Consider the following 13,933-nt stretch of genomic DNA (forward strand, 5'->3'; position numbering starts at 1 on the left):
TTTAGCCCTCTTTTAGTTAACTTGGATTAACTTTTCAATTTTCTTTTTAAATGGTTGCACAACATTTTGACCAATACGTTCAATTTCATGCTCACTAATCTGAGAAGTAATAAGAAAATAATTTGCCCCTATTTCCCAAAAATCAGTTAACGTCGAGATGACTTCCTCATAGCTACCAACTATAGAAATTGAATTAGATGGGTTAACTAAACTTAGACCTCCCCAAAGATGATCATCTATCCACATGCTATCTTTTGTAATTAAATCTTTGTATCGGCGAAGTCCAACAGAATCTGCATTATCTAAAAATAGCTTAGTCATCCTCTTTAAGGCTGCTGGTGTTCTCTCAAGTAATTCATATGCCTCTTCATATGCTTCTTCTGAAGTCTCACGAGCAATGATGTCTACTAAAATAGCACCTGGAATTTTCTCGCGCCCATATTGCTTAGCGTAATTATTAACTGTTTGATAGTGTTCTCTAAGACTTTTGCGGTCTGTTGCATAAAGTATATAAGCATCACCATACTCTGCAGCTATTCTCATTGCCTCCTCGGAGGACCCCGCTACAAAGTAGCGGGCACTTCGAGAGAGATCTTCCTTTGGATAAATATCACTATTTTCTACTTGATAAAACTCACCTTTATAGCTAGTTACTCCTCGTCTTAATTGTTGTAACAGCTCAATATATTCTTTTGTCCTAGCATATCGAACATGGTGCGGTTCTGGTAATCCATCACGCGCAAGGACAAGCGAGGCACTACCAGTTACAATGTTAATATCTGCACGATTGCCAATTAAACTATTTAAAGTATTCAATGCTTTTGCTGTTACAGTAGGAAGCATCTGGTTTGTATTTTGCGCAACCAAAATCTTTACAAACTCCGTATTCATTCCAATCATAGACGCTGCTATCATTGGATCAACAGATGTTGGTGCAATCGAAACCAATACCGAGTCAAAGTTATTCTTCTCGGCTCTTTTAGCTTGATTAACATATTCCTCTAGAAGTTCTTTTGTTTGTGGCGTTGGAATAACAGGTAATCCCCAGCAAAACTCAACTTTTGACGGAACTACTTCTTTATTAATCATGTTGTTCCCCTCCCTTTACTACTTTCTACTTTTTAAAGCAGATAATGTATTTTTCATAACCGATTTCGCTTTCAATAACTCTTTTTTATTTGTTAAATTGTTATTTACTTCTTGATTACTTAAATATTTAGCAAGAGATTTAATTGACGTATGCTCATAAAGAACAACTATAGGTAAGTCTCGTTTAAAAGCTTCTTTTAATTTCACATTAATACGAACAAGATCTAAAGAACTCATTCCTAGATCGAAGAAATTATCGTAAATTCCTATTTCTTCAATTCCAAACATATCTTTTAATAATTCGTATAATTGTTGTTCAATTTCATTAGTTGGTGGTCTATACGTTGTGGAAACATCTGAACGATTCTGCTTTAATCTATTCTTACTTCCTTTTTCCAATAGTTCATTATAATAGTTGGCACCATTTAAAAGTTTCCAATGTAAATCTATTGGAGAAACCACAACTTGTTGTTGATTTCTATTGATAATACTACGGAATACCTTTAAGCCCTCTTCTACAGTTACACCATCATGTAATACACTTTCCATATCCATATTAAATTGCTTTGCCCATATTTCAGCAGACTTAAGTGACATACCCACCTCTTGCCAATCTGGCCAGTTAATAGCTACAGTGAACACTCCATCATGAGCCCGCTTATAAAACGCAAATGCATCTAAAAATTCATTCGCTGCATTATAACCACTCTGACCAAATTTCATATGATACGCCACATTACCAATTGATGAACATAATACGAAGAAATCAATTGGTTCATCTTTTAATAAAGCATCGAGCACTAGTGTACCTTTAATTTTCGGAGCTAAAATTTTATTATTAGATTCTTTTTCCCGATTCATCATAATACCTAGATAATCAGCAACACCTGCTGCATGAATTACGCCATTAATAGAACCAAAACGAGATTTAGCCTTTTCAATTGCCTGTTTCATATCATCTTGATTGGAAACATCAGCACTTAGGATCATGTATTCTGCACCTTGAGACTCCATTGTCAACAAATCAGAAATAACTCGGCTTACACGCTCGTCTTTATTTTCTAGGTACTGTTCCCATTGATTACGAGGTGGGAACTCTGAGCGGCCAATCAATATAAGTTTGACATTTGGTACTCTATTAGCTAAATCTTTTGCAATTTCAAATCCAATTCCACCAAGTCCACCAGTAATTAGATAGACGCCACTCTCTCGTAATCTATCAATTTCTACATCTTCTTCCTCAAAAGGACTTTGAATAATCGTTTGCGCCCATCGATGACGTCCTCGATAAGCTACAACTATATCAGTAGAATCCACAAAACTCTCCATTAAACCCGCTTCTTCAAACATTTGTTGAGAATCTGTATCCATATCAATGGTACGACATTTTATATTTTGAAACTCAAGATTGCATATTTTTGAAAAGCCTAGAATTGTAGCTTGCTCTGGTTTTAAATTCAGCTCTGTACCTGTAACTTCGAACATACGGTCAGTAAAGATATTTAACTGTAATGCTCCCTCATAATTAATTTTCCCAATTGCTTGTGCAATATAAAGTAACGAATAATATCCTTCATCCATTGATCGTTCAATTCTCTCTTGATCGAGAATAACCTCATTAACTGGATTAAAGCTCCAAGCATGTATAATCTTATTTGGTAATAAATCTTTTTGTTCTAATTCTGAAAATAGCATTTCATAATGCATTTTTTGAGATGGACATATCGTATATAAACCGTCGGATTTTTCAGAGAAAATACCACCTGTTTTAACTTCAATTACATCATGACCTTCTCTTTTTAATTTTTCTATTAGTCGATTGAATCGATTTAGATGATCATTGAAAATAAGCCATTTATATTTTTGTTCTTTCTTTATTTGTATAGATTTTAATGTTTTGCGTTCCCAAGAAGGCAAATAAAACCAGTCTTTAATATTAGTCTGTTTATTATGGCCTCTTGTTTCCTGAGTTAAACTCTGAGATTGAGTATTAAAAAATGGATCAGCTTTAAATCGTTTTTTCATGAAAGGATACGTTGGTAAATCTAATAACCTTTTATTCTCACTGTTATTAAAAGTATTCCAATTTATAGTTCCACCTTGCATCCATAACCGTCCCATTTGCTTGCATAAAAGCTCGAAGTCATTTGATTTATCCAGAGGATGACGTAACATGTTTAAAGCCAATTGATCTTTACTTCTATTTAAATGTTTTAATACAAAAGTTGATAATGCATTACCTGGGCCAATCTCAAGGCAAATTACATTTTTTAAATGAAAAATTTCAGATAATCCCTTTGAAAATTGAACAGTACTTCGTAGATGCTGTGCCCAATAAGAAGGTGATGTGGCTTGATTTGCTGTAATCATTTCACCTGTAACATTAGATATATAAGGTATTTTAGGACTTGATAATTTTATATTTCCTACAGCTTGCTCAAATGAATCTAGAACTTCATCCATCATTCGAGAATGGAAAGCATGCGAAGTAAATAGACGCGTTGTCTTTACTCCATGATTTAAAAGTAATTCCTCAATTTTATTGATTGAAAGTACAGTACCAGAAATTACTGAATGTTGAGAGGAATTTACAGCTGCTATATCTACATCATCTGTTATATAGGTTTGTAATTCTTCAACAGATAAATTTACACTTAGCATAGCGCCTTCTGGTACGCTATTCATTAACTTCCCTCTAATCATTACTAAATGTAATGCATCTTCATAAGACATCACTTCTGCTAAACAAGCTGCTACAAACTCACCAATACTATGGCCAAACATTACCCTTGGATAAACTCCCCAATTCATTAGAAGCTTGGCTAATGCATATTCAATAGTGAATAGTAGAGGTTGCGTCATTGAAGTTCTATTTAACTGTTCAGTTGCTTTATCCTCTGTCTCCTTTGTAGGATACAAAATATTTTTCATGTCTATATCTAGCCAATTTGAGAGTAAGGCTAAACCTTGATCAACGTGTTCACGAAATACAGGTTCATTTTCATATAAATCTCTACCCATATTGATATACTGTGATCCTTGCCCTGAAAAAAGAAAGGCTAAAGGTCTACTCTCCATTGCGTTTGTTTTCTCTAGTCCTGTATCAACAAGTTTTTCTATGGCATCCTCTATTCCATTAGCAACTACAGCAGTTCTATATGGAAATTCACGACGACCTTTTTGTAATGTATAAGCTGTATCAGATAGTGATATCTCTGGATTCTCCTTCAAATACAATAATAGATCGTTAGTAGCTTTATCTAAAGATTCCTCTTTTTTTGCTGAAACAGTTAATAAGTTCCAAGATTGTTTTTCAAAATTCTTAGCATTGTCAGGAACAGACTCTAACACTATATGTGCATTAGTTCCACCCATCCCAAACGAACTAACACCCGCTCTTCTTACCTCTTCTTTCCATGGGATAAGTTCCGTATTTACACGAAACGGATTTTTCCCAAAATCAATGCTAGGGTTTGGGTTATTATAATGAAGGCTCGGCGGAATTTTCTTGTTTTTCAAAGCTAAGACCGTCTTTATAAATCCTCCAACTCCTGCTGCAGCATCTAAATGTCCAATGTTCGTCTTCACTGATCCAATTAAAACTCTACCTGGTTCTTGCTTACCAAAAGCTAACTTCAATGCTTCTACTTCTATAGGATCACCTAGTTGCGTACCAGTACCATGAGTTTCTATATATGAGATTTCTTCAGGCTTAACACCAGCTATTTTATGAGCCGATTTTATAACAGCAGCTTGTCCATCAACCCCTGGCGCTGTAAATCCAGCCTTATTGGACCCATCATTGTTTACTGCAGCTCCTTTAATAACTCCATGTATTAAATTTCCATCTCGAAGAGCGTCCTCTAACCTTTTCAGTACTACAATACCAGCACCATTTCCACCCACTGTTCCTTGCGCATCCTTATCAAAAGCACGACAATGACCATCTGGTGAGAAAATCATACCATCTTCATATAAATATCCTGTTTTTGTTGGATAAGTTATACTTACTCCCCCGGCCAAGGCTATATCGCATCGTCCATCGATAAGATCTGCCCATGCATTTTGAATAGCAACTAAGGAGGTAGAACAAGCAGTTTGTACTGTAATCGCTGGTCCTTTTAGATTTAATTTATAAGCCAATCGAGTAGCAAAGAAATCTTTTTCGTTTAACAACATTGCTTGGAAATCTTCTAATGTATTAGAAGATTCACTAGCAATAGAACGAAGCCAGTGGAAATTTGGTGATCCTCCAACATAAACTCCTGTATTCATATGAGAAGAATTAACCTCACCTGCTTGTTCTAGTGCTTCCCATGCGCATTCATGAAGTATACGCAGTTGTGGATCCATCATTTCAGCTTCTTTTAGACTGTAATCAAAAAATTCATTATCAAATGCATCTACATCTTCTAAATACCCTTTAGATTTTATATAATTAGGCTTTTGAATCACTTCTTTTGGTATGCCCATCTCACTAAGCTCTTCATCTGTAAATGTTCGAATGGATTCTATCCCTTGTTCTAAATTTGACCAGAATTGTTTAAGATTAGAAGCGCCTGGCATACGAACCGCCATACCAACCACTGCTACATCATTTTTATTCATAGATAAAAGATTTTCTTTCTTAACTTCTTCAGGTTGGCAGTCCATATCATTATCACTTCTAAAGTAGGAAGCTTGATCATGAACCGTTGGGTATCGGAATAACATAGGCATTGTAAGTTCTTTTTCAAACTTGCTTCGTAAACGAGAGAACAATCGAACCATTTTTAAGGAGTTCCCTCCAACATCAAAGAAATTATCATACAATCCTACTTTTTCTACCCCCAAAACTTCCTTCCAAACATCAGCTACTGTTGTTTCAAGCTCATCTAGCAAATCATTTGGTTGTACTAACTTAGTAGGCTTAGGTAAAGCACTACGATTAACTTTTCCATTCGTAGTTAATGGCATTTCACTTAAAAGCACAAAATACATAGGTATCATATACGAAGGTATTTTGTCAGTAAGATAATAACGTAATTCATTTTGAGATATATCTTGATCAGTTAGTATATAAGCACACAGTTCTTGCTCCTCTCCAAAAGCAATAGATAAAACTACCGCTTCCTTCACATCCGCATGCTGTTGTAAATGATGTTCTATTTCTCCTGTTTCGATTCGATAACCACGTATCTTCACTTGATGATCACTACGACCTATATACTCCATCTCGCCATTTTCAAGAATACGAACTAAATCTCCTGATCTATATAATCTTTCACTTGGATTATAAGGATTCTGTATAAAACGTTCACTGTTTAGTTCAGGACGATTTAGATATCCCCGCGCAACTCCATATCCTCCAACATAAAGTTCCCCTTGCATTCCCTTAGGTGTAGGATTCATATGTTTGTCAAATACATAGCACGAATACGTAGGAAGAGGCACGCCTATAGCACTAAGATTACTGTGCATTTCTTTTTCTCCAATTTCCTTATAAGTAACATGTACTGTCGTCTCAGTTATTCCATACATATTTACTATGACCGTATTAGGTGAACGCTTAAACCAACTTTGCAGTAAACCTGGCTTCAGCATTTCCCCTCCAAATGTAATTAACCTAATTTTAAAAGCGAGTTTAGGCATCTCTTCAACTACTTGTTGAAAAACATAGAATGCAGATGGAGTTTGATTCAATACCGTTACTCCCTCATCTGCAATCAACTGAGCAAGTTTATACGTATCACGGATTGTTTCTTTTGTTGCCAGGACAAGACGTCCACCATAAGTAAGTGATCCAAATATCTCCCAAACTGACATATCAAAACAGAAAGAATGAAATAGTAACCACACATCATTACTAGAGAATTTAAAACTATTTGGTTGATGCATGACAAGTTGTATTACATTACTATGTTCAATCATAACCCCTTTAGGACGTCCTGTTGTTCCAGAAGTATAAATGACATATGCTAAATTATTTGGGGCAACATCTACTCTCTCGAAATCTTGCATCGGTGTCTCATTAAGTTCTTCAATAAAAAGCATTGTGCTATCAAATTTAACTTTATCCTCAAATAAATTTGAGGTTATTATTACATTTGAACCACTATCTTGAAGAATAAAATCAATTCGTTCCTGAGGATAATCAGGATCAATTGGAACATAAGCCCCACCTGCTTTTAAAATACCAAGTAGAGAGATAATCATATTAAATGAGTAATCCAACATTACAACTACTGGAGAATCTAAAGTTACACCTTCTTTTAAAAGAGCAAATGCCACTTTATCCGCACGCTCATTCAACTCTCCATAAGTCATCTCACTATTCTCAAATGTAAGTGCTACTCTCTCGGGATGCTTTTCAGCTTGCATCTCAATTAATTGATGAAGTGTTGTGTGTGGGAATGTAGCACTTTGATTTTGACCACCTTGAAGCAAAAACTTTTCTTCTGCCTCATCTAACATTTTAAGAGTTTGTATTGGTTGTCCTTCATCTAAAAGCATTGAATCTAATAGCTGTATAAAATGGTTAGTTATACTGATAATAATAGATTCATCAAATACATCTTCAGGCCACATCATTGCAAGTTTAATAGAATCGAAACACTCTATTGAGACGGTTAAATCATAGTTGGTCATTTCATTTACTTCATAACCTGAAATTCTTACACTTTCATCAATTTCTTTCAGCTTTTCTATATCAAGAGGATAATTCTCAACTACCATAATAGTGTCGAATGACACGTTTAAATCAACAATTGGAGTCGTTTCATATTCAGTTCTTCTTTGGACATCACTTTGAATTCTTTGTAAAAGATCTGAAACAGTCATTCTCCCATCAGCACTTACACGAAGTGGTGGTGTATTTATAAATAAACCTACCATTTCACTCAGACCGTGCATTGGAATTGAACGCCCGGATACTGTTGTACCGAATATTACGTCCTCTGAATTTTTGTACCTTTGTAATAATAGACCCCAGGCTGTATAGAATAATGTAGCCAATGTTACACCTTGATTACTTGCAAAACTTCGAAATCTATCACTTAGCTCTTTATCTATCTCTTTTACATATGTTTTTGCTTTTTTTAGTTGATTAGAATTTTTATTGGATAAATTTATTTGTTCAGTTAATTCATTTAAATATTGTTCCCAAAAAAGCTTTTGTTTTGATTTATCTTGTTTTTGTTGCCATAGTATATATTCTTTAAATTTCTTTTTATTTATAGATGATGGTACATCTCCCTTTATTAACTCTCGATATACCTTAATAAACTCTTGTAAAATAATACTATTACTCCAACCATCAAACAAAATATGATGATGACGTAAAACCATTTCATATTCGCCTTCGTTCAAGTGGCATAGTTCAATAGAAAAGGGAACTGTTTGTAAATCAAAGCTTTCTGTATCATTAGAGACTTTACCATCACTATATATAATGTTCGGAGTATGCTCTTTTAGTATAAGTTGTACAGGTTGTTTAACTTTTTCCCATCGAAAAATTGTACGCAGCATTTCATTTTCCCGCGTTACATAATTCCACGCCTCTTCAAATTTTGGAATATTAATTTTTCCAGTTAAGCAAAGTCGAAGTTCTTCATGATATAGCTTTCCTTTGGGTTCTTTCAAATAATGATAAAGAATACCTTCCTGCACTGGTGTAAGGGCGATTACATCTTCAATATCTTCTTTATGAATCTTTACTGCTTTCCTCATTAACAGAACCTCCTACAAGTGTGGTATGGTGTGAATATTTATCGGAACCTAATAAGGCAAGTGCTTTTCTATCTATCTTTCCGCTATCCGTTAATGGCATTTCATTTACACGTACAAAACTGTTAGGTATCATATAATCTGGTAAAAATAAGCGAAGATATTTTTTTACCCTCTCTAACTCAATATCATTTTCTGACTCATAGAAAGCTATTAACTTAACTACCATCTCTGATTCTTGTCTTACAATTACCGCACATTGTAAAACTCCTTCACAAGACATTAAACACGATTCTATTTCCCCTAACTCAATACGAAGCCCATTAACTTTAACTTGAAAATCAATTCTTCCATGAAACTCAATATTCCCATCCGATCTTATTAAAGCTAAGTCACCGGTTTTATATATACGGGTATCAAGGGAATATTGTACAAACTTTTCTGCCGTTAATTGGGGCCTATTTACATATCCACGTGCTAATCCTATACCTGCGATACATAATTCTCCTATATGACCTTCCGGAAGTTTATTACCATATTTATCAACAACAAACATATCAATATTCTTAATTGGTCGCCCTATTGGAACGCTCCCTTCTGTAATCTCATGTGTCGGACAATCATAAGCAGTCACATCAATGGTTGCTTCAGTAGGTCCGTACAGATTAGTAAGAAGTGTACCATTAGAGAAATTTAGCAACTTGTTAAAACGGTTTACATGTTGAGACAGTAGTGCCTCACCACTTACAAATACTTGTTTCAACGATTTTATTCGGTTAGTTTCACATGTCACATCAAGATAGTGTAAAAATGCACTTAACATAGATGGTACAAAATGCATAATTGTCACGTCATTACTTTCAGTTGTCTCAATAATAGCCTGTGGAAACTTCTCCATTCCCGGCGCAAGAATACATACTTTGGCTCCAACTATGGCCCACCAGAACATCTCCCATACGGATACATCAAATGTATAAGGGGTCTTTTGTAATATAGTATCCTTTGAACTAATTGGATAAGCCTCTTGCATCCACTCAATTCGATTTATTAAGGCCGAATGCTCAATCATAACACCCTTAGGTTTCCCTGTTGAACCGGAAGTGTATATTACGTACACAAGATCAGAGGGTTTGTTAATACACTCTAGATTTTCACCCTTTCCTTCATAGGAAATCGAATCTAAAGCCAACATATCAGCTTTCAAACTATCTTGAAAACGATGTAGGATTTGCTTTTGCGTAAGTATTAATTTAGCACCGCTATCTTCTATAATGAATTGTAATCGTGATGATGGATGATTCGGGGAAAGCGGAAGATATGCTCCGCCTGCTTTCAATATCCCGAAAATTCCGACAACCATTTCGATAGATCGCTCTACCATAATACCTACAACTGTATCTGGACCAACTCCACCTTCACGTAAAAGACGAGCTAATTGGTTACTTTTTTCATTTAATTCCTTATAGGTTAATGTTTCTTTTTTAAAGATAACAGCAACCTCATCTGGCGTACGGACTACTTGTTCTTCAAACAGCTTTTGTATACATGTACTCATCCGGGTTGTATCACTCCTTTAGTTACAGGTATTTTTTCAATGGCACGTTTCGCTTTTTTAGCAAATCCCTTACCAAGTAATAGCTGATGAATCTGATTACTCCCCTCAACGATCTCCATTGTTTTAGAATCTCTAAAGCACCTTGATATTGAATAATTATCATTACAACCAAGTGCTCCCATAATCTGTACAGCATTCGTTGAATGCCTTGTACCTGAGCGCGATGCAAAATATTTTGCAATCATAATCTTTTCAGTAGCATCAGCTCGATGTTCATTTTTGGCCTTACAAGCTTCTAAACTAAGGAGTATAGAAGCTTCTAAATCTACTCCCATATCCGTAACCATATGTGAAATCATGCCATGATCAATTAGAGAGTTACCAAATGCGCTTCTATGTAATACATGATTCCCACAGATTTCTAAACAAGTACGTAATACACCAAGAGCAGCAAAGGCAATTGAAATACGCCCAAATTCTAAAGCATACGGTGCAAGGTAAGTAAAAGCAAACCCTGGTCTACCAATGATATTTTCTAAAGGTATTTCTACATTATTGAATTCAATTTCTGCCAAATATGCAGCTTTAAATCCAAGCATGTCTCTTATATGAGTAACATTTACACCCGCACTATCTTTTGGTACTAAACAGGCAATTGGTTGTTCACCATTTAGTTTTCCAAATACCAAAAACACATCAGCAGCTGCACCAAAAGTGATCCACTTCTTCACTCCATTAAGTATTAATTTATCCCCGTGTTGATCGAAGTTCGTTTTAATCATATTTAAATCTGATCCTGCTCCAGGTTCAGTAAGAGCTAATGCAGCTATTTGATTACCAGATGCAAGTAATGGTAACCACTGATTTTTTTGATTTTCTGTTCCCCATTTTAAAATCGTTTCTGTTACCATCGTATGGACATTAAATAATCCCGAAAGAGAGACACTACCTCTTGCTATTGCTTCAGTAAATAACCCATACGTTACATAATCCCATTCTAATCCACCATACTCCGCTGGAAGTGTTCCACCTAAATAACCATTTTTAGCACAAGTCTTTATTATGTCTGATGGAATGCCCTGTTCAATCTCCCAACTATTAGCGTGAGGTTCTATATTTTCACAAACAAAATCCAAAAAATTCTGATACATTTTATATTGAGATGGCTCTAAGTATTGTTTCATGTCCATTACCGAACCATTTGCTTATTTCTTATAAAATTACCAATAGAATTTACAGACTTATAGTTATCCATATCTAAGTCATCCATAGTTACCTTTATGGCAAATTCTTTTTCAAGAAAAGTCATCAATTGGATTGCAAATAAAGAATTAACTAGTCCTTCTTCAAAAATCTCAGTATCATCATTAAATTCAATACCTACATGATCTTGAATATACATATGAATAATTTGTTCTAAATTTTTATCTTGCATTTTATACACCCCTATTTGTAATTTTTAATTTTAATAAGCGTAAAAACCTTTACCACTCTTTCTACCACATTCACCTGCATCTACCATCTTTTTAAGTAATGGGCAACATCTAAACTTTGGATCTTGATATTCCTCATAAAGTACATTTAATGAATGTAATACTGTATCTAACCCAATTAAATCTGCTGTTTCTAATGGACCCATTGTGTGTCCGAAGCATTTTTTAAATATATCGTCTACCTGTTTAGGTGTTGCTACACCATCCATTACAACCCAAGCTGATTCATTCATGAATAAGTGGGAGATACGGTTAGAAACAAAACCAGTCTGATCATTAACAACAATTGCATCTTTATCTAATTGTTTGAGGAAAGATTGAGCTTTCTCGACCGTTTCATCTGAAGTTAAATGCCCTCTAATAACTTCTATAGATGGTTTCATATATACCGGATTCATAAAATGCATTCCTATTATTTTATCTGGACGCTTTGTTACTCCTCCTACTTTTGTTATTGAGATACAAGACGTATTGACTCCGAAAATTGTATCCTTTTTACATATCTCATCTAATCTTCTATAGATCGGCTCTTTAATTTGCCAGTTTTCTGGAACATTCTCTACTATATAATCACATTCAGCCACTTCATCAAGATTAGTCGAGCTACTTATTAACGAAAGTACTTCTTCCTTATGCATTCTAGGAAATGCTTTATTAATCAGGGGAGCAAAGCGAACTGTCTCTAATATTTTCTCTTCCGCTTTTTCTAACTGCTCTTCTGTAACATCAATTAATACCGTTTCTAGACCATGCAGCACTAAATCTACTGCCATGCCGATCCCCATTGTTCCAGCACCTACAATACCAATTTTCTTGAACATTTATCCATCATCGCTCCCTTAATATATTTATAATTTATATCTAAAAACTTTTACATTGAAGAACTCTTTGCAGGTAACGTTTTTGTTCTCTCTCTTTAATCTGTTTTTCAGTAAGTGCTGTTTTCATCATTTGGATTGCTTCTTCTACATCACTTTTCTCCACTGAATACCCCGAATTAATTTTTTCTTCGAATTGACTTTGGACCTTTTGAAATGGGCGTACTACCTTTTTCTGATACTCACTTAAATCTGTATTATAATTTTTTGTACTTACAACTACAGTTAAACACCCTGATATTACTTCTTCATAATCAGATTCTTGTAATGTAAAAGAATTTTTTGTATTTAGGATATCTTTCTCCCTTTCATAATTACATGTCGATATAGCAGGGTTAATAGCTTGCAGAAGATACTTCAAGACTTCCTTTGGTCCCATTTCAATAGCTTTCATCGACCCTTGATTCATTAGATAGTGAATCATGTCCAACCATTTCACAGGCTTTATTAATTGTAAGTAAAGGTTTTCTCTAATATTTTCTACACCTTTATACATTGAACTATCATGATTCGCTATGACAGGTACTAATGGCTGTTTCATATCTATATTTTCTAGTACACTCTTATATTTTTCAGCAGCAGGTTGCATCATAGGAGAATGAAATGGCCCACTTAATTTAAGGGGGATTGCAATTCCCCCATGCTCTACTACCATTTCACAAGCTAACTGAACCGCAGAGTTTGTACCAGAAATTGATGTTTTATTTGGAGTGTCATAAGCCGATATATATACTTCCTGTCCCTTGGTTAACAATTCTGAACAAATACCTTCAACAATTTCTGGAGCAAGATTGTTAACCCATGCCATAGTTCCATCTATAGTCAATGCATAGCTACTCAAAATCGTACTACGTTCTTGTACTAATTTTAAGGTATCTGAAAATGCAATTGCTCCAGAAGCACATAGAGCTGTATATTCTCCCAAAGAATATCCAATCATTGCCTCTGGTTTATTGCCTATTTCTTGTTCAAAAACTCGAAAAGCTGCCATGCTAGTTGTTACTAAAGCTGTCTGTGAATTTTGTAACTTTTCAAGGTCAGCTTTGTATATCTTCTCCATACAAAGAGAAGCCATGTCTATTTTTAGAGTGTCACTTGCTTCTTCAAATATCTCACGTGCTACAGGGAAGTTTTCATAAAGGTACTTACCCATTCCAGAATAATGGGATCCTACGCCAGGAAACATAAATACAATATTCATCTTTTTATCTCCC

Annotated in this window: 7 protein-coding genes; all 7 read right to left on the bottom strand. The window is 34.9% G+C overall.

Going from position 1 to position 13,933, the window contains the following annotated elements:
* Window positions 1-12: 12 nt before the first annotated feature.
* From ACS2FK_RS24010 to ACS2FK_RS24040, 7 genes are read right to left on the bottom strand one after another with little or no spacing between them, the layout of a single operon-like run.
* The gene (locus ACS2FK_RS24010) at window positions 13-1,089 is read right to left on the bottom strand and encodes an LLM class flavin-dependent oxidoreductase (protein ID WP_000608545.1); all 1,077 of its coding nucleotides are present in this window, start codon (window positions 1,087-1,089) and stop codon (window positions 13-15) included.
* Window positions 1,090-1,107: 18 nt separating this feature from the next.
* Window positions 1,108-8,796 (bottom strand): hybrid non-ribosomal peptide synthetase/type I polyketide synthase, encoded by a 7,689-nt coding sequence (locus ACS2FK_RS24015; RefSeq protein WP_063549856.1) that lies wholly within the window; start codon window positions 8,794-8,796, stop codon window positions 1,108-1,110.
* The gene (gene zmaJ / locus ACS2FK_RS24020) at window positions 8,771-10,348 is read right to left on the bottom strand and encodes a zwittermicin A synthase ZmaJ (protein ID WP_015413273.1); all 1,578 of its coding nucleotides are present in this window, start codon (window positions 10,346-10,348) and stop codon (window positions 8,771-8,773) included. The genes ACS2FK_RS24015 and zmaJ overlap by 26 nt, the downstream gene beginning before the upstream one ends.
* On the bottom strand, window positions 10,345-11,538 hold the full coding sequence (locus ACS2FK_RS24025; RefSeq protein WP_000367329.1) for an acyl-CoA dehydrogenase family protein: 1,194 nt from the start codon (window positions 11,536-11,538) through the stop codon (window positions 10,345-10,347). Before ACS2FK_RS24025 ends, zmaJ begins: the two co-directional genes overlap by 4 nt.
* The gene (locus ACS2FK_RS24030) at window positions 11,538-11,783 is read right to left on the bottom strand and encodes an acyl carrier protein (RefSeq protein ID WP_001152970.1); all 246 of its coding nucleotides are present in this window, start codon (window positions 11,781-11,783) and stop codon (window positions 11,538-11,540) included. The genes ACS2FK_RS24025 and ACS2FK_RS24030 overlap by 1 nt, the downstream gene beginning before the upstream one ends.
* 30 nt (window positions 11,784-11,813) lie before the next feature.
* Window positions 11,814-12,662 carry a 3-hydroxyacyl-CoA dehydrogenase family protein gene (locus tag ACS2FK_RS24035; RefSeq protein WP_000473350.1) on the bottom strand — a complete coding sequence of 283 codons (849 nt, stop codon included), beginning with the start codon at window positions 12,660-12,662 and terminating at the stop codon, window positions 11,814-11,816.
* Window positions 12,663-12,702: 40 nt separating this feature from the next.
* Window positions 12,703-13,920 carry an ACP S-malonyltransferase gene (locus ACS2FK_RS24040; RefSeq protein WP_063549854.1) on the bottom strand — a complete coding sequence of 406 codons (1,218 nt, stop codon included), beginning with the start codon at window positions 13,918-13,920 and terminating at the stop codon, window positions 12,703-12,705.
* Between the last annotated feature and the right edge of the window lie 13 nt (window positions 13,921-13,933).

The organism is Bacillus cereus group sp. BceL220, from assembly GCF_051776965.1.
GTDB classification, from domain to species: domain Bacteria; phylum Bacillota; class Bacilli; order Bacillales; family Bacillaceae_G; genus Bacillus_A; species Bacillus_A cereus.